This is a genomic window from uncultured Ralstonia sp., from assembly GCA_913056305.1.
Lineage (GTDB): Bacteria > Pseudomonadota > Gammaproteobacteria > Burkholderiales > Burkholderiaceae > Ralstonia.
This window is the reverse complement of record CAJXMR010000094.1, coordinates 1-16,521: the sequence shown is the minus strand read 5'-3', so window position 1 is coordinate 16,521 and position 16,521 is coordinate 1. Positions and strand designations below refer to the sequence as shown.

Here is a 16,521-nt window from a genome sequence, read left to right as displayed (position 1 = left end):
ACGGCACGCTCACCATCGGCCGTACCGTGGCCGAGGCGCACGTGCTGATGGCCACCCTGATCAAGGCCTGCGAGATCCAGATCCAGGCGCTGACCGGTGGCGAGGTCATCTCGCCCACGCCACAGGTGGCCGACCGAGCCGCCGAGCAGCTTGAAGACGGCGGCGCCATCGAGGGAGTACTGGAGTGGCCAGCGCTGCTGCGCAAACTGGATAAAATTGATCGGTCGTATCGCGACTAATTCAACGAAGGAACACCATGCCGACTTTCCATATCGAGATGTTCGAGGGCCGCACCGCCGAGCAGAAGAAGAAGCTGGTCGAAGAAGTGACCCGCGTCACGTGTGAGACCCTGGGCTGTGCGCCGGGCTCGGTCGACATCATCATCAACGACGTCAAGCGCGAGAACTGGGCGACCGGCGGTGTGCTCTGGTCCGAACAGAAGTAACCTCCTTCCACTTCCCTCTCGCCGGCCCACCATGCAGCACTTCGCCTCCGACAACTACGCCGGCTTCTGTCCGGAATCGCTGAAGTACTTTCTCGAAGCCAACGGCAGCGGTCACGAGCCGGCCTATGGCGACGACTCCTGGACCCAGCGCGTGTGCGATCGCATCCGCGACCTGTTCGAGACCGACTGTGAAGTCTTCTTCGTCTTCAACGGCACGGCGGCCAACTCGCTGGCGCTGTCGTCGCTGTGCCAGTCGTACCACTCCGTCATCTGCCACGAGCTGGCGCACATCGAGACGGACGAGTGCGGTGGCCCCGAATTCTTCTCCAACGGCTCCAAGCTGCTGACCGCCAAGGGCGAGAACGGCAAGCTCACGCCCGACGCGGTGGAAGCGCTGGTCACGCGCCGCTCCGACATCCACTACCCGAAGCCCAAGGTCGTCTCGCTCACGCAGTCGACCGAAGTCGGCACGGTCTACACGGTGGACGAGGTGCGCGCGATTGCCGCCATCGCCAAGCGCCGCCAGTTGCGCGTGCACATGGACGGCGCGCGTTTCGCCAACGCGGTGGCGTCGCTCGGCGTGCATCCATCGGAGATCACCTGGCGCGCGGGCGTTGACGTACTGTGCTTCGGCGGCACCAAGAACGGCCTGCCGGTGGGCGAGGCGGTGGTCTTCTTCGATCGTCGCCTGGCCGAGGACTTCGCGTATCGCGTCAAGCAGGCCGGGCAGCTCGCCTCCAAGATGCGCTTCATCTCCGCGCCGTGGCTGGGTTTGCTGGAGAACGACGTCTGGCTGCGCAACGCGCGTCATGCCAACGCGATGGCGCAACTGCTGCACGCGCGCATCGTCGATGTGCCGGGCGTGCGCATCATGTTCCCGACCGAATCGAACGCCGTGTTTGCCGAGCTGCCGTTGCCCGCCATCGAGGCGCTGCGCGCGCGCGGTTGGCGCTTCTACACCTTCATCGGCGCGGGCGGCTGCCGCCTGATGTGTTCCTGGGATCTGCAGCCCGAGACGGTCGAGGCATTCGCCGCCGACATCCGCCTCGCCTGCGAGCAAGCCGCCTAATCCAAGATCATTGCCATGAGCTTCGACTACCGCTTCTGCCCGCAATGCGCCACGCCGCTGGTTGAGCAGCACAACGCCGGTCGCGTGCGCATTGCGTGCCCCGCGCCGGACTGCGGCTTCGTCCACTGGAACAACCCGCTGCCGGTGCTGGCGGCGGTGGTCGAGTATCGTGGGCAACTGTTACTGGCGCGCAATGCGCTGTGGCCCGCGGGCATGTTCGCGCTCGTCACGGGCTTCCTGGAGCGCGACGAGACACCGGAAGACGGCATCGCCCGCGAGCTGAAGGAAGAGACCAACCTCGACGCGCAATCGATCTCGCTGATCGGTGTGTATGAGTTCATCCGCAAGAACGAGCTGATCATCGCCTACCACGTGGTGGCCGATGGCGAGATCGAACTGTCGGAAGAGCTGGCCGAATACCGCCTGAAGCCGTTCGACAAGGTGCGTCCATGGACGGCCGGCACCGGCTATGCCGTGGCCGATTTCCTCACCGCGCGCGGCCTGCCGGTCAGCTTCTTCGACATCCACACCGGCGAGCCGGCCGAGCCGCCGTCGCGTCAGTGGCAGCCGACGCGGCTCGCTACAATACCGGAATGATTCACGCGAGCTGCCCCGGGCGGCTCGCCCGCACCCCAGAGGAAGACATGGAGTTCCAGAAGGAAATCGACGCACGCGGCCTGAACTGCCCGCTGCCCATCCTGCGCACGAAGAAGGCGCTCGCCGACATGCAGAGCGGCGACGTGCTCAAGATTCTCGCCACCGACCCCGGCGCCACGCGCGACTTCCAGGCCTTCGCCAAGCAGACCGGCAACGAGCTGCTCGAGCACAGCGAGCACGACAAGGTCTTCACGTTCTACATGCGCCGCCGCTGAGCCGGCCGCGCGCACCAGACAAGCGGGGCGATCCGGTTTGGCCGGATCGCCCCGTTGTCATTTCGTGGTGCCGGATGGGGCGCGCTCGGCGCCGTAGGTCTTCACCAGATAATCGACCATCGCCGGGATGTCCTCTTCCGGGAATGGCGCGCCGAACGGCGTCTTCATCTTCTTGACGGTGGCCTCCCAGTAGCTGCGCGGTAGCGTGGGCGGCTGTGTCTGCACGTACTGCGCGGCGTGGCAGATCATGCAGTTCTGCAGCACGAGCTTGTAGCCGGGCAGGTCGCTCGGCTTGTATTGGGCGGTCTCGGGCGGCAGCGTGATATCGAGCGCGTATGCGGCCGTGGCACCGAGGAGCGCCGTGAGTGCAAAGCCGGCTTGCAGCGTCTTGCGATCGAGCATGGCGGCCTCCTCAGGCGACGGTCACGTGCGTGGTTTCCACCACATTGCGCATGTAGCCCGGCGGGTTCCACAGCGCCGTCGTCGGCTGGCTCTGGCCGATGCGATTGACGGCCCGCACCTTCAGTTCGTACGCGCCGGGCCGGGCCGGCTTGAACGGCGCGCGCCATTCCCGGAAGGAGTACTTGCCCAGGTCTTCGCCCAACTGCGCTTCCGTCCACGTGCGCCCGCCGTCCGCCGAGAACGCGACCTCGGTGATGCCGTAGCCGCCATCGAAGGCGATGCCGCGCACGATGTGCTCGCGCCCGGCCGCAACCGTCGCGCCATCGGCCAGGCTGGTGATGAACGAGCGCACGTTGAAGCGGCCGATGGGCGTGGTCTTTGCGGGGGCGGTGCCGGGCGCCACGCAGGCGCACGGGTTGTCGGGAATGCGGTAGGCCGCGCGCATCCAGAAACCGTCGAACGGTTTGTCCACCACCTGGATGCTGGTCAGGTGCTTGAGCCAGTACGTGCCGTAGTAGCCGGGCACGATCAGGCGGATCGGGTAGCCGTTGAGCATGGGCAGATCGGCGCCGTTCATGGCCCAGGCGATCATCACCTCGCCGTCGAGCGCGTGGTCGATCTCGAGCGCCTTGAGGAACTTGGGGCTGTTGGCATCGGCCAGCGGCGGGCGGTCGAGGCCGTCAAACACCACCTGCACGCTGCCCGCGCGCACACCGGCTTTTTCCAGCACCTGCTTGAGCGGCACACCCGTCCAGCGCGCATTGCCCATCGCGCCGTTGGCGAGCTGCCCGCCGCCGACACGCGGCTGGGAGTAGGCGCGCCCGTTGCCCGAGCACTGGTTGACCGCGACGATCTCGCGCGCCTCGCCCAGCGCCCTGAGGTCGGCCAGCGACAGGTCGAGCGGTGCATTGACGTTGCCGCCCACTTTCAGGCGATACGTTTGCGGGTCGATCGAGGTGGGGATGCCGCTCCAGTGGTAGCGCACGAAGAACGCGTCATTCGGCGTGAGGGCGCCGTCGTTGAACACCGCAAACGGTGTCTCCAGCTGCGGCGGCCGGCTGGTCAGCAGGATCAGCGGGCGCTTTTGCGGGAAGGCCACCAGCTCGCGTTCGCCGTTGTCGAAGGGCAGGGTGATATGCCCGGTGGTCGCGGCCAGTGCGGTCAGTGCCGGGTGGCCGAGCGTGGCGCCCGCACCGAGCGTGCCGAGGGCCTTGAGTACGCTGCGCCGCGTGGTGCGTTGCAGCGGATCATCTGGATGCATGCCGTCGTCTCCTTGGAATCGATTCACGAAAGGTATCCAAGGACATGGCGGCGGCGGTGTCAATCGGGATTGTCGGCGGTCGTGATGGTGCGCCGCGTGGTGGGCACACCGTCACGTGACTGACTTGCCTACTTGCGCGCTTCCATCGCCATGCGCAGTGCCAGGCCGGTCAGCACCGAGCCCATCAGGTAGCGCTGCATCGACAGCCAGCTCGGCTTGCGCGAGAGGAACGACGCGATGCTGCCCGCCGTGGAGGCGATCATGCTGTTGACCGTCACGCTCACGCAGATTTGCGTGACGCCCAGGCAAACCGACTGCACCAGCACGCTGCCGTGCGCCGGCTCGATGAACTGCGGCAGCAGCGACAGGTACAGCACCGCCACCTTCGGGTTGAGCATGCTGGTCAGCAGCCCCATCGTGTAGAGCTTGCGTGGGCTGTCCACCGGCAGCTCGCGCACCTGGAACGGCGTGCGGCCGCCCGGACGTACCGCCTGCCAGGCCAGATACAGCAGGTAGATCGCGCCGCCGAAACGCAGCGCGTCATAGGCAAACGGCACCGCCATCAGCAGCGCGGTAATGCCGAACGCCGCGCACAGCATGTAGAACACGAACCCGGTGGCGATGCCCGCCAGCGACACCAGCCCCGCATTGCGCCCCTGGCAGATCGAACGTGAGATCAGGTAGATCATGTTCGGGCCGGGCGTCAGCACCATGCCCAGCGCGACCAGGGCAAAGGTGAGGAGGTTGGTGAGGGTGGGCATGGGCAGGACCTGCAAGCGGGGACGATGAGCTTGCAGGCTACCTGCGGGGGCAATCGGCCGACAGGTACAGAAATCCAGAAATTTGACGGATTCTGTATCGGTGTCGTTGCGGGGTTATTTGACCAGCGTGACCGGCACCCGAGAGATCCGGATCAGGTGGTTCGACAGCCGGCTCGACATCAGCGAGCCCAGCGCGGTGCGCGCGGCGGTGCCCATCACGATCATGTCGCATTCATTGGCGGCGGCGGCCTGTGCGATGGTCTGCGCCACCGGGCCGACCTTGACCTCGGCCACGTAGCTGGCGCCGGCATCGTCGAGGATGCTGCGGGCCTGGCGCAGCGCTTCTTCGCCACTTTGTTCTTCGAGTTTGCGCAGCGTCTCCAGGCGGTGATACGCGCTCGCGCGGCCGCCTTCGATCGGCTCCTGCACGTTCAGCAGCACGATGTTGGAGGCGCAGCGATCCCGATACAGGAAGGCGGCGTGGCGGACGGCATCCAGTGCGTGCTTCGAACCATTGACGGGGACCAGGAGTTTCAACATCGTGCGTCTCTCTTCGCGTGGATCGACCGGTGGCAGGCTGGTTGTCGGGTAGTTGCCTGCGGTGCCGGGCAGCGGTCCGTGTTGTCATGCACGGCCCTTGCTTTCTTTATACGGACCACGCCGCAAAGATGGTGTAAAGAGATCGCCTGCGATGTAAAGAACGTGTAAATGCATGGGGCGCCAGGATGCTGTCCGGGCGCCCCGCATGCGGGTCAGGCCGCTGCCAGCAGCTTCACGCCCGGGAAATCCACCGGCACGTTGAAGGCCACGTTGACGTAGTTGGTGAAGAGGTTCAGCGCAACGTGCGCCAGGATCTCGACGATCTCGCCATCGTCGAAGCCGGCCGCGCGCAGTGCCTGCACATCGGCGTCGCCAACCTGGCCGCGCTGCTCGACCAGCTTGAGCGCGAAGGTGAGCGCGGCCGCCGTCTTGGCATCGGCGGCACGGCCAGCCTGGGCTTCGGCCATGTCGTGGCCGGATGCGCCGGCCTTCTTGCCCAGTGCCGTGTGGGCGGCCAGGCAGTACTCGCAGCGGTTGCGGTCCGCCACCGCCACGGCGATCTTCTCGCCGAGCTGTGCCGGGATGCGACCGTGGCCGAGCGCACCGAACGCGGCCCACATCGAGGTGAGCGCCGCCGGCGAGTTGGCCACCGCGCGGAACATGTTGGGCGCGGTGCCGAACGCGCCATGGATCTGGTCGAGGACGGGCTTGCTGTCGATCGGGGCGGTGGCGCGGTCGAGCAGGGGAACGCGGGCAGTCATGGAAACACTCCTGGAAAGTCGATTGGATCGGGGCGCCGGGCGCGCAAGGTGCGCCATCGACGTGTGAGCAGTATGGTGGGCGGGGATGTATGATTGGGACGATTTCGTTTTAACTTCATGCCAATTCGTCCAATGACTGCCGGAACCCCGCTGGATCGCCTGTCAGGCCTGCTGGAGCGCTTTCGCGTGCGGGCGCGCCTGTTCTATTCCGGGGCGCTGTGTGGTGTCACGCAGTTCACGCCGGAGGCCGGGCAGGGGTTCCTGCACGTGCTGCGGCGCGGTGAGCTGGAGGTCACGCATCCGAACGCGGTGGACGGGCTGCCGACCCACGTGCGCGTGGCTGCTCCGTGTGTGCTGTTCTATCCACGTCCGGCCGCGCATAGCTTCCACAATCCGCCCGTCGATGGGTCGGACTTCACCTGCGCCACGCTCGATTTCGATGGCGGTGCGCTCAACCCGCTGGCGCGTGGCCTGCCCGCGTTGATGGTCCTGCCGCTGGACAAGGTCGAAGGCCTGGAGCCCGCGCTGGCCCTGCTGTTTGCCGAGACCGATCGCGTACGTTGCGGCCAGCGCGTGCTGGCCGACCGCCTGTTCGATGTGGTGTGCATCCAGCTCCTGCGCTGGCTGCTCGATCATCCGGAGGAGGCCGGCATCCAGCCGGGCCTGATCGCCGGGCTGTCGGACCTGCGCCTGGCCCGCGCGATGGTGGCCGTGCACGGGGCGCCCGGCGCGGCCTGGACGCTCGACGCGATGGCCGTGCAGGCGGGCATGTCGCGCAGCGCCTTTGCGGCCGCCTTCAAGCAGATCGTCGGGCAGACGCCGGCAGACTACGTGGTCGACTGGCGCGTCTCACTCGCCCAGACGCGCCTGCGTGAAGGGCGGCCGATCAAGCTGCTGGCCGAGGAGCTTGGCTACGCGGGGCCGTCGGCGTTGTCGCGCGTGTTCAAGGAGCGCACCGGGGTGTCGCCGCGCGATTGGCGCAAGCAACTCGGGTTGGCTTGAGCGTCACGCGGGCACGTGGGAAAAGCGCCGTCCGCGGCACAAAATCTTCGGTTACATCCTTAACGGTGTTGGTCACAGCCTAGGTGGGCGGTGCGGCCTAGACTGGAAGCACGGTCCGGCACCGTCCGGACGTTCTGGGAGCACATCGATGCAGAAAGCCAAGATCCTGACTTCCTTGCTGCTGGCAGCCTCGGCGCTGGCCCCCCTGGCGGGCCATGCGCAGGACCGCGACCGTGACCATCGCGGAGACCGCGACCACCGCTATGAAGAGCGTGATCGTGGCGACCGCGGTGACCGTGGCGATCGCGACCGCGTCGACATCGACCGCCGTGCTGATCGCATGGGCCCGCACCGCTGGGGCAAGGGCGAGCGGATTCCACCGGAATACCGCGATCGCCAATACGTCATCGACGACTGGCGCGAGCATCGCCTGGCGCCGCCGCCGCGCGGTTATCACTGGGTGGGCGTTGGCGGCGACTACTACCTCGTCGCGCCGACGGGCATCGTCTTCAACGTGATGATCGGCGGATAACGCGATCCTCGGCAGGGCAACAAAAAACCCGCGAAGCTTGCGCTGTCGCGGGTTTTTCGTTTCGGAATGCTGGTGGTGCACTCGCCCCCTCAAATCCAACCCACTCTCTCAACGCATGGGGCTTTCTGTGGGTCTGAGAGCAAAGATTCGAACTGTTGTCCGCGTCTGCCCCAGCCCGCAGATTACCTCGGCGCGGCCTGCGTGGGTCCCGCCGCTGCGTGATCGGCAGTTCGATCCCTCGTTTGTCAATCGAAGCAGACACCGCCGCGCCCACTGACAACGCCATGGGACAACACCCGGAAGCTGAGTACTACAACTGCCAGCAAACGCGCTGTGCATCATCCCTGACACGTCGTGGTGGGACCATGATGGGGGCATTGAGGCGATCACCATTGTCCGCCACGAAGTAGGGGTCGAGGGCCAGCGGTACGGGTTTCGGGGAGATCTTGGTGCGCAGATCGTTGAGATAGTCAGTCCAAGCATCGGAGACAGTCGCGCTTTCCCCACGTCGCTGCAGCGAAGATGGGGTGGACCTCCGAGCAGCTCCTTCCGGTCCTTGCAAGGCTTTCCGACGCGAGCTTGATCAACTACGACGAGAGCTCATGCTCCGTCTGGGTCAAGATCTGGTGGGACCATAACTCGGCACGAATGGCGGTCGGCCCTTCGCTGCGAGCTAAGACATACGATCAAATTGGCCAAATAGTCGACCAGTGGCGACAGGCCTCCCGTGCGGATGATCAGAGTTCTTTGACCGGCACGTCTGGCATGCTCAATGCCAGTTGCGCGATCCGGTCCTTGCGCATGAACACCACACCCGGATGCTGCTTCGCGTAGCGCAAGAAATCGCCCAGCACCTTCACGCGTGCCGGCGTGCCGCCGATGCGGTCGTGAGTCGAGATCGACATCATCCGGCGACGGTAGCCGGCTTCTTCGTAGAGCTGGTCGAACTCGTCCTTCAGTTCCTGCCCGAAGGCCGATGCCGTGAGCGGGCCTTCGGCGCCGTAGCGGGCGATGTCGTTGTTGCGCAGCGTGTAGGGCACGATCGCGAAGGGCTTGCCGTTGACCACCGTGGTCATCGGCTGGTCGCTTGACAGGTCGTCGATGTGATACGTGAAGCCCAAGCCCTGGAGCACGCTCAGCGTATTCGGCGTGCCGCGCAGCCAGAACGCGTTGAAGCCGACCGGTCGCGTGCCAGTAGCCTTTTCGATGGCCGCGATATTGGCTGCATAGGAGGCGCGCTCTTCGGCTTCGCTCAAGGTCCAGTGTGGCGTCCAGGTCTGACCATGCGCCGCCGCTTCATGGCCGCGGGAGACGATTTCGCGCGCAAGCGCCGGATTGCGCTCGACCGCTTGGCCAGTCATGTGCGATGTCACCTGCACGTCGTGCTTCTCCCACAGGTCGAGCATGCGCGGAATGCCTTCGAGCACGCCATAGTCGAACCAGGTGCGGGCCGGCAGATCGGGCACGTTCTCGGCGAGTGGCGGGAATGGAGCGCCGTTGTTGTGCTCGCTCTGTGCGCCGGCTTCGAACTGCATGGAGATGGAAAGTACCAGGCGGATGCCATCGGGCCAGAAAATGCGGTTGGGTGCTTGGGATGAAGTCATGGTGAACCTTTCGTTGGAGTGAAATGAAGAGGGACGAAAATGCCTTGGTCCGTCTTTCAGCTCGTGGCTGTCACAAGCTCGACCACGGGGCCCTGGGGAATCGCGATGAAGAACTGGCGCTCGCCAGTCTCGGGCACGACGGCTTCGTGAAACGACCAGTTGCCGTCAATAAGTCGTTGACGGATCGCTTGCGCATCCGGGATGCTGAAGGCGACGTGATCGACCACGCCGCCGCCCGGGCCGCGCTGCGCGCCTACTTGCTCCCCAAGCGCCTCGCCGTTGTCGCGCAACGCCATGTGCACTGCCGCTCGCTCGCCCGCGTAAAGCCACCAGCCGGGAAAGCGAAACGGCGGCCGGGGGCCAACACGCAGGCCGACCACGCCCGTGAGAAACGAGAGCGTCGGTTGCGCTTCGCTCACCACGAGCAGCACGTGATCGAGCTGCGCAAACGCAGAAGCCGTCATGTTCAGGCCACCAGCGCGCCGCTGTCGAGATCGATTACCGCGCCCGTAAGCGCGCGCGCCTGCATCGCGAACAGATAGCCAGCGGCGGTGTCATCATCGCTGGCCGCGAAGCCCACCGGCAAGGTGCTGCTGAGCTTGTCGAACATGGCGGTCCGGCTTGTGTCGTCCATCAGCCGCCAACTCGGTGTATTCACCGGGCCAGGGCTGATCGCGTACACCCGCAACGGTGCGAGCTCGCGCGCCAGTTGCCGAGCCGCGGCCTCCAGCGCCGCATTGACGGCTGTCTTCACGACCGCATGGGGCGAGGGCTTGCGCGCCAGCACGCCGGAAGTGAAACCGATCGAACCGCCCGGCCGCAGCTGCCGCGCCGCGTGCTTGGCCGCGACGAGGCTGCCGGTCAGCTTGACATCGAAGGCTTCGCGCATCACAGCGACGTCGAGTGTGCGCAGCGGCGAAGAGCCGATCAACGCGCCCGCTGTCACCACAAGGTGGTCGAGCGCGCCGGTGCGCTCGAAGAAGGCGGCCAGCTCGTCTTCACGGGTGATGTCGAGAGTCGCTGTTTCGAGCCCAGGACTCGACGCCGCAGCAGCGGCAAGCCGTTCCGCATCGCGTCCTCCGACGATGACGCGAGCACCGAGCTGCAGCGCACCGCGCGCAACGGCCAAGCCGATGCCCGAGCTGCCGCCGATCACAACAACGGTTTGATTGGAAAGAGACATGAATGACTCCTTGGAAAAAGACAGACGGGCGATCAGGGATGCACGACGCCGAGTTGCTGAAGCAGCGTCAGGTTGTCCTCGAGGTGCCAGTTCTCGGCGATCCGGCCATTGGCGACGCGGTAGATGTCCGTTGCGATGAAGTCGACGGGGCGACCATCGCCGGCCTTGCCCTGGAAGCTGCCGGTGTAGTGGCCAGTGAAGCGCAGGCGGCCCACCACGCGGTCGCCGACAAGCATCATTTCCTGCACCTCGACCTTTAGATCCGGCACAGCGGCGCGGAAGTTCTTCGAAGCGAACAGCGGCCCGTTCAGACCCTGCGGTCTTCCCGGCGGCAAGGTGCGGTCAATGAAATCGGGCGACAGGGCGAGCCGAGCGAAGCTTTCGTCGCCGGTGTTCCAGAAAGCGAAATAGCGGCGCGCAGCCAGCGTCATCGCGGCGCTTTGTACCTTGCCGATGGAGCGATCCGCGACCGTGTGGTCCGGCTCAGGCAGGGACGTGCTCGCCTGCGCAAGTGCAAGGCCCGGAAGAGCGAGGGCCATGAGGGCGGCGACAGCAAGGCTGCGGCCGAAAGACTGAGTTGCAATCATCATCAAACTCCTTTTTGTGCCCGGAATGGTCACGACAGGCTGATTTTCAATATTTCTCGAATTAGTGAAAATAGTGTAAATTTGCAAACCATCTATTCTTAAAAGTTGAAGATGTGCCAGAGCTTGCCGATATGCGACTTTTCGTCCAGACAGTGACAACCGGCAGCCTCTCCGCTGCAGGACGGGAGCTGGGTTTTTCGCCTGCCGTTGGGAGCAAGCGTCTCGCGCGGCTGGAAGCGGCGCTGGGCACGCGGCTTTTGCAGCGCAACTCCCGACGGTTGTCGCTGACCGACGAGGGCGCCATCTACTTCGAGCGTTGCCAGGCCATCCTGGCGGATGTGGAGGAGGCGGAGGCGGCGATCGGTCGAGGCTCGCTCGGACCGCGAGGCGTCCTGCGCGTGTCGTCACCGGTGGCATTGGGGCGGCGGTGGATCGGCCCCGTGATGGCGCGCTTCGCACTCGACAATCCTGGGTTGTCCGTGCACCTGTCGCTGTCGGATTCGGTGGTGGATCTGATCGAAGGCGGTTTCGACTGTGCGGTGCGCATCGGCGGTGCCGAGGATTCGCGCCTAGTGGTGCGCACGCTCGCGCCGAACCGGCGTGTGGTGTGTGCGGCGCCGGCCTATCTCGCGGATCGCGAGCCGCCACACACACCGGCAGACCTGTCGATCCACGACTGCATCGTAATGAGCCACAACCTCTCCGGAAACGCGGATTGGCGCTTCCGGCCAGTGGACAACCCCGCAAGCGCATGGACAACCGTGCGCATCCGCGGTCGCATGGTTGCCGACAACGGCGAGCAGGCGCATGACTGGGCACTCGCCGGACTCGGACTGGTTCGCCGCTCCATCTGGGATGTGACGACCGAGCTAGGTGATGGGCGACTGGTCGAAGTCCTGCCTGAATGGACCGGCGAAAGCAGCCCGATCCAGGTCGTCTACACATCGCGTCGCTTCCTGCCCACCCGGACCCGACAGTTCATCGATTTGCTGGTGTCGCAATTCTCCTCGCAGCCGGAGCCTTGAACCAATGCCGCCGTCACCGGAAACACCAATGCGGCCAGTCAGAGTCAGCGCTCAGCCGTATGTCTTGCTGGGCACCTGGGGCATCGCCAGCGCCCAGCGCGCGATCTGGTCCTTGTGCACGAAGGCCGCGCCAGGGTGCTTCTTCGCGTAAGCAAGGAATTCCCCCAGCACCTTGACCCGAGCTGGCGTGCCTCCGATGCGGTCATGGGTCGAGATCGACATCATCCGGCGGCGGCTCGCGGACTCGAGATAGAGCTGATCGAACTCGTCCTTCAACTCCTGGCCGCCGCCCCCCACTTCCGCACCGCGATTCCTTCCCCCCGCAAATTAGCCAAGACGGTAGACAGTCTCCCCGGATGCACTTTCACGGGAGATCTGGATGACACACAAGTCCTGCGCCTGCTGTGGCGAATTGTTCGAGCCGCGCCCCCAGACCCCGAACCAGACCTACTGCTCATCGCCCGCTTGCCAGCGGGCACGAAAGCGCCTGTGGCAACGAGAAAAACTCCGCCGCGATCCCGATTACCGCGACAACCAGCGCGACGCCCAGCGCGCCTGGCACAAACGTCACCCGGGCTACTGGCGCCAATACCGGCATGCCCACCCTGAAGATATGGCGCGCAACCAGGACTGGCAACGGAAGAAATTCTCCGATCCATTGGGCAGCGTTGCAAAAATGGACGTGTCACCAATGGCTCCCGGGCTGTACTGGATCCGCCCGGCGGACGCGCCCCGACGCGAGGGTCAGGCCGCCTGGATGGTTGCGATCGAGCCCGTCTGCGCCGACTGCCCCTGCAAAAAGGACGCGTGCAAAGAGAGGACGTGATCGACACAGAAAAATCAAGAACTTACCGTTCTCGAATGCTCTCTCGAGCATTCTGTATGGATGGAGATTCGGCGGGATACCACGTCGGACAGCAATGTTCGTGACGCCACCGCCTGGCAACGGGAATCCGAGAGCGCCAACCTTTCAACCGCGCGGACGGCTCCCATGTGGCAAAAAAATAACTCGAACGATGCCTCGTCCGCGCCCACCCTCAATCGGGCGGCAGAGTACGTCCGGATGTCCACCGAGCACCAGCAGTACTCGACGGAGAATCAGGCCGACAAGATCCGCGAGTACGCACGACAGCGTGGCATCCAGATCGTCCGGACCTATGCTGACGAGGGTAAGAGCGGTTTAAGCATCGACGGACGACAAGCCCTGCAGCAATTGATCCGCGACGTCGAATCCGGTCATGCCGATTTCGAGATGATCCTGGTCTATGACGTCAGCCGGTGGGGACGATTCCAGGATGCCGATGAGAGCGCCTATTACGAATACATCTGCCGACGTGCCGGCATTCAGGTCACATATTGTGCAGAGCTGTGTATGCGCTTTCCCAGTGGACCACGCTAGACGAAAGGCGCGATCACTCCATCTCACATGGCCCGGACTTACGGTGGGCATCGTACAGTTGAGGCAAGTTACCCACCCGGTGCTCGTGTATTCAGCCCGCCGTGTGCGGGCATTTTCTTGCCCAGTCCGACCTGCAGGCCATTTGGACCCCAGCCCGCATGAGGTAGGACATCCCGGGGTTCTGCAATTCTGCGGCCAGTCTTGACGCCCCTACTCTGTCAAACAAGGGACCCGCGTTTCATCGATGAATCACACTTTTGGATGACGGTTTGTTCTGCCGTTGCCCGGCTTGAGTCCCTCATCCGGCGGATATCGTTTTGTCGCCGAAGTGCCAAAATTTTCTTACAAAGACAGGCATCGCCATGCGCTATTGGAAGCGGGGCGGCCTGCTCGGTCGGCATGCTTCGCACGATATGGACCTGAAGCCTGGTTGCGGAAATTGGATCTGACGACGAGGGTTCATGCGTGGCGTGGCGCTGGCGAGCCAAAACAAGGCGCAGGAATGGGGAGTGCACAACATGTTGAATTCAGCGATTCAGCCGCGCTCGGCGACGCACGTGCCCTCATCGCGCCACAAGTTCACCGAAGATGTACCTTTCCGGCAACGACCGTCCGCCCGGTTGCTATCGGCACCCGCCAGCGACGATTGGACTGATCCGCCCGCGTACTGCTCGCCCTGTTTGCCACGACAACGTTCCTCTGAACCAGCGTCGGGCCAGCCCGACAGACAATCGGGCGGGAACCGCGACGGTTCCGCCGACCTTGGGCATCGCATCGGGCTGCGTTCAGCAGCGGTACGATGGATAGACCGAAGCCATCGCAGCAATCAGCGCGGCATCGCCGCCGTTGAATTTGCATTGGTGTTACCAGTGCTGCTGTTGCTCCTGTTCGGCATCATCGAGTTTGCCCTCGCGATGTATGACAAAGCTGTCATTACAAACGCGAGCCGCGAAGCAGCGCGAGCGGGCGTGGTCCTGAAAAACCCCAAGAGGACCACCACCGAGATTCAAAACGTCGCGCTCAACTATTGCCAGAACCATCTGATCACCCTGCATGGCACTGCCCAGCCCACCGTCACCGTGCCGTCCGGTCAAGGCGGCAGCTTTGGCACGCCACTGACCGTGACGGTCTCCTACAGCTACTCGGGGCTGGCATTGGGCGCCATCATCAGGCCGTTTACCGGGCCGCTGCTGTTGACCGCCACTTCGGTCATGAACAACGAGTGAGGAACAGCCATGAAACATGTTCGCTCCGGCACCCCGTGGTCGCCCCACACTCGCCAGTTGCTCAAACGCATCGACCGCAAGTCGACGAAACCGAAGGCACAGCGGGGTGCCGTGGCTGTCATGGTGGCGGGTGCCATGGTGATGCTGCTCGGTTTTGCCGCGCTGGCGATCGACATGGGCTACCTCTTTGTCGTGCGCAATGAACTTCAGAATGCCGCCGACGCCGCTGCCATGGCAGGCGCACCCTGCTTGTATCCACGCCCCGAGTGCAGCAACCAGACGGCAAAGGCTCCTGACTGGGGAACGGCACAACAGCGGGCCGTGCAGGCAATTTCCCTCAACAAATCCAGCCACGCCACACTGGTCGGAAACACCAGCGACGTGGCGTATGGCTATTGGGACATCACGGGGAGCGTCGCTGGCCTGCAGGCCGTGCCCCCGCCGTCGCCCGCCGTTTCCATGGCGGCGGTGCAGGTCACAGTCAATCGGGCCGGAGCGGAGAATGGCGGCGGCGTGCCGGTGTTTCTCGCCAAGATCTTTGGCGTCAAGACCGTACCGGTCAGCGCGAAGGCGGTGGCCGTCATCTCCAACCCAGGCACCTTCGGCCCGGGCGGCCTGTTCCCGGTTGCCATTACGAAATGCATGTATGACCAGTATTGGGATTCCGCGAATGGAAAACCCAAAACGGCGACGAGCACCACGCCACCAGCAGGGCAGACGGTCCCGCAGGTGGTCGGCCAGCCATATATCTTCTGGGTCACCTCGTCCTACCATGCGGGCGCTTGCGAGGCCAGTCAGTGGACGACTTTCGACACCACGGCCAATGATGTGCCAACTGTGCGAAATCTGATCGCCAATGGCAATCCTGATCCGGCGAGCACCGGGCAACCCGCCGGTGTCTGTCCCAGCCCTGACTCAACGTGCACGTACATTCAACCCGGCACCAAGACCACGCTCTACAGCTCCGTCAACGATTGCAGCGCTGCCGGCACCAAGGCGTGCGAATACGTCATCCTGCCCGTCGTGCAGGACCTCACGCCCAAGACCATGCAACGGATTGTGGCTTTTGCCTGCGTGCATATCGACCTGGCGGTCGGGGGCAGCGGCAAGTACATACAGATAGAGATGAGCAACAACCCGGACAAATGCCAGGGTGTGAATTCGGGTGGCGTTGGTCCCAACTATGGTGCGTACACGCCACCGCGCTTGGCTGGATAGCTTTCGAGAGTGATGCCAGCACGCGGTTGTGCCGTAAGGCATCGTTGTGCCGCCTTGCCGCACTCTGCGTGGCACAGAGTTGATTGGGGAACGACCGTGAGGGACGCACTGAAACTGAGCTTGGTCACGGCGTTGTTGGGGGGCGTAGTCTATGCCAGCGCCGAGTTCACGGACATCACACAGATGGCGACACAACTGCTGCAACAGGCAATCAACCTGCTGCACCGAATGTCATAAGCGATATGGCTGAGTTTCGCGCGGCGTACGTGTTTGGCTGTCGCTAAGAATGGACCGGGCGCGACGCCGCTTCGTGCGACCTCGATGAGGGCGGCAGCGTGCTCATGATTGTGTTTGAACCGCCCCGGGATTCGAGGAGGCTCCAACTCTTGAGAGAATGGAGCTATGAACAAGACGAACAAGTTCTCACCCGAGGTGCGCGAGCGGGCGGTGCGCATGGTGCAGGAGCACCGAGGCGAGTATCCATCGCTATGGGCGGCGGTTGAATCCATCGCGCCCAAGATTGGCTGCGTGCCGCAAACGCTGCTGGACTGGGTCAAGCGCGAGGAAGTCGACAGCGGCCAACGTGACGGCCTGACCAGCAGCGAGCGCGAGGAGCTCAAGCGGTTGCAGCGCG

General features: G+C 64.2%; 21 protein-coding genes and 2 pseudogenes. 13 read left to right on the top strand and 10 right to left on the bottom strand.

Annotated features, from left to right (window positions below; genetic code table 11):
- From QZ609_RS15330 to QZ609_RS15310, 5 genes and pseudogenes are all read left to right on the top strand, one after another.
- A pseudogene (locus QZ609_RS15330) lies at window positions 1–239 on the top strand (class II aldolase/adducin family protein); the annotation flags it as partial.
- 17 nt (window positions 240–256) lie between these two features.
- Window positions 257–445 carry a 4-oxalocrotonate tautomerase gene (locus QZ609_RS15325; protein WP_295496454.1) on the top strand — a complete coding sequence of 63 codons (189 nt, stop codon included), beginning with the start codon at window positions 257–259 and terminating at the stop codon, window positions 443–445.
- 31 nt (window positions 446–476) lie between these two features.
- Entirely contained in the window at window positions 477–1,514 is a 1,038-nt protein-coding gene (locus QZ609_RS15320; RefSeq protein WP_295496451.1) for a low specificity L-threonine aldolase, read from the top strand.
- Window positions 1,515–1,529: 15 nt separating this feature from the next.
- On the top strand, window positions 1,530–2,111 hold the full coding sequence (locus tag QZ609_RS15315; protein ID WP_295496449.1) for an NUDIX hydrolase: 582 nt from the start codon (window positions 1,530–1,532) through the stop codon (window positions 2,109–2,111).
- Between the two features lie 47 nt (window positions 2,112–2,158).
- Window positions 2,159–2,386, top strand: coding sequence for a sulfurtransferase TusA family protein (locus tag QZ609_RS15310; protein WP_004629370.1), 228 nt, complete (start codon window positions 2,159–2,161; stop codon window positions 2,384–2,386).
- A 57-nt stretch (window positions 2,387–2,443) separates the two neighbouring features.
- Here QZ609_RS15310 and QZ609_RS15305 read toward each other — a convergent pair whose 3' ends face one another.
- The 5 genes from QZ609_RS15305 to QZ609_RS15285 all read right to left on the bottom strand — a co-directional run bounded on the left by QZ609_RS15305 (window position 2,444) and on the right by QZ609_RS15285 (window position 6,111).
- Window positions 2,444–2,788, bottom strand: a complete 345-nt coding sequence (locus QZ609_RS15305) for a cytochrome c (protein WP_295496446.1) — start codon at window positions 2,786–2,788, stop codon at window positions 2,444–2,446.
- A gap of 10 nt (window positions 2,789–2,798) precedes the next feature.
- Window positions 2,799–4,049 carry a molybdopterin-dependent oxidoreductase gene (locus tag QZ609_RS15300; RefSeq protein ID WP_295496443.1) on the bottom strand — a complete coding sequence of 417 codons (1,251 nt, stop codon included), beginning with the start codon at window positions 4,047–4,049 and terminating at the stop codon, window positions 2,799–2,801.
- A 128-nt stretch (window positions 4,050–4,177) separates the two neighbouring features.
- Window positions 4,178–4,810: a LysE family translocator gene (locus tag QZ609_RS15295; RefSeq protein WP_295496440.1), complete on the bottom strand. Its 633-nt coding sequence runs from the start codon at window positions 4,808–4,810 to the stop codon at window positions 4,178–4,180.
- A 114-nt stretch (window positions 4,811–4,924) separates the two neighbouring features.
- Window positions 4,925–5,350 (bottom strand): universal stress protein, encoded by a 426-nt coding sequence (locus QZ609_RS15290; RefSeq protein ID WP_295496437.1) that lies wholly within the window; start codon window positions 5,348–5,350, stop codon window positions 4,925–4,927.
- A gap of 212 nt (window positions 5,351–5,562) precedes the next feature.
- The gene (locus tag QZ609_RS15285; RefSeq protein ID WP_295496434.1) at window positions 5,563–6,111 is read right to left on the bottom strand and encodes a carboxymuconolactone decarboxylase family protein; all 549 of its coding nucleotides are present in this window, start codon (window positions 6,109–6,111) and stop codon (window positions 5,563–5,565) included.
- A 132-nt stretch (window positions 6,112–6,243) separates the two neighbouring features.
- Between QZ609_RS15285 and QZ609_RS15280 the strand changes: the two genes are divergently transcribed.
- Together QZ609_RS15280 and QZ609_RS15275 are read left to right on the top strand one after the other, a co-directional pair.
- Window positions 6,244–7,113 (top strand): AraC family transcriptional regulator, encoded by an 870-nt coding sequence (locus tag QZ609_RS15280; protein WP_295496431.1) that lies wholly within the window; start codon window positions 6,244–6,246, stop codon window positions 7,111–7,113.
- A 148-nt stretch (window positions 7,114–7,261) separates the two neighbouring features.
- On the top strand, window positions 7,262–7,645 hold the full coding sequence (locus QZ609_RS15275) for an RcnB family protein (RefSeq protein ID WP_295496429.1): 384 nt from the start codon (window positions 7,262–7,264) through the stop codon (window positions 7,643–7,645).
- A gap of 737 nt (window positions 7,646–8,382) precedes the next feature.
- Here QZ609_RS15275 and QZ609_RS15270 read toward each other — a convergent pair.
- Genes QZ609_RS15270 through QZ609_RS15255 form a run of 4 tightly spaced genes read right to left on the bottom strand, consistent with a single transcriptional unit; the run spans window position 8,383 to window position 11,106 of the window.
- Window positions 8,383–9,249, bottom strand: a complete 867-nt coding sequence (locus QZ609_RS15270; protein WP_295496427.1) for a polysaccharide deacetylase family protein — start codon at window positions 9,247–9,249, stop codon at window positions 8,383–8,385.
- A gap of 56 nt (window positions 9,250–9,305) precedes the next feature.
- Complete coding sequence (locus QZ609_RS15265; RefSeq protein WP_295496424.1) at window positions 9,306–9,713, bottom strand: VOC family protein; 408 nt, start codon at window positions 9,711–9,713, stop codon at window positions 9,306–9,308.
- Between the two features lie 2 nt (window positions 9,714–9,715).
- Window positions 9,716–10,432, bottom strand: coding sequence for an SDR family oxidoreductase (locus QZ609_RS15260; RefSeq protein ID WP_295496422.1), 717 nt, complete (start codon window positions 10,430–10,432; stop codon window positions 9,716–9,718).
- 32 nt (window positions 10,433–10,464) lie between these two features.
- On the bottom strand, window positions 10,465–11,106 hold the full coding sequence (locus QZ609_RS15255) for an ester cyclase (RefSeq protein ID WP_295496420.1): 642 nt from the start codon (window positions 11,104–11,106) through the stop codon (window positions 10,465–10,467).
- 44 nt (window positions 11,107–11,150) lie between these two features.
- Between QZ609_RS15255 and QZ609_RS15250 the strand changes: the two genes are divergently transcribed.
- Window positions 11,151–12,044, top strand: a complete 894-nt coding sequence (locus QZ609_RS15250; RefSeq protein WP_295496417.1) for a LysR family transcriptional regulator — start codon at window positions 11,151–11,153, stop codon at window positions 12,042–12,044.
- A gap of 51 nt (window positions 12,045–12,095) precedes the next feature.
- On the opposite strand, the gene QZ609_RS15245 is transcribed toward QZ609_RS15250, so the two are convergent.
- Window positions 12,096–12,320 carry a hypothetical protein gene (locus QZ609_RS15245; RefSeq protein WP_295496414.1) on the bottom strand — a complete coding sequence of 75 codons (225 nt, stop codon included), beginning with the start codon at window positions 12,318–12,320 and terminating at the stop codon, window positions 12,096–12,098.
- A gap of 103 nt (window positions 12,321–12,423) precedes the next feature.
- Between QZ609_RS15245 and QZ609_RS15240 the strand changes: the two genes are divergently transcribed.
- From QZ609_RS15240 to QZ609_RS15220, 5 genes and pseudogenes are all read left to right on the top strand, one after another.
- On the top strand, window positions 12,424–12,870 hold the full coding sequence (locus QZ609_RS15240) for a hypothetical protein (protein ID WP_295496411.1): 447 nt from the start codon (window positions 12,424–12,426) through the stop codon (window positions 12,868–12,870).
- 165 nt (window positions 12,871–13,035) lie between these two features.
- Window positions 13,036–13,410, top strand: a pseudogene (locus QZ609_RS15235) (recombinase family protein); the annotation flags it as partial.
- 494 nt (window positions 13,411–13,904) lie between these two features.
- Window positions 13,905–14,669 carry a TadE/TadG family type IV pilus assembly protein gene (locus QZ609_RS26785; RefSeq protein WP_365901668.1) on the top strand — a complete coding sequence of 255 codons (765 nt, stop codon included), beginning with the start codon at window positions 13,905–13,907 and terminating at the stop codon, window positions 14,667–14,669.
- Window positions 14,670–14,678: 9 nt separating this feature from the next.
- Window positions 14,679–15,887 (top strand): TadG family pilus assembly protein, encoded by a 1,209-nt coding sequence (locus tag QZ609_RS15225; RefSeq protein ID WP_295496408.1) that lies wholly within the window; start codon window positions 14,679–14,681, stop codon window positions 15,885–15,887.
- A gap of 402 nt (window positions 15,888–16,289) precedes the next feature.
- On the top strand, window positions 16,290–16,521 hold a 232-nt coding region (locus QZ609_RS15220; RefSeq protein WP_295496403.1), incomplete at its 3' end, for a transposase.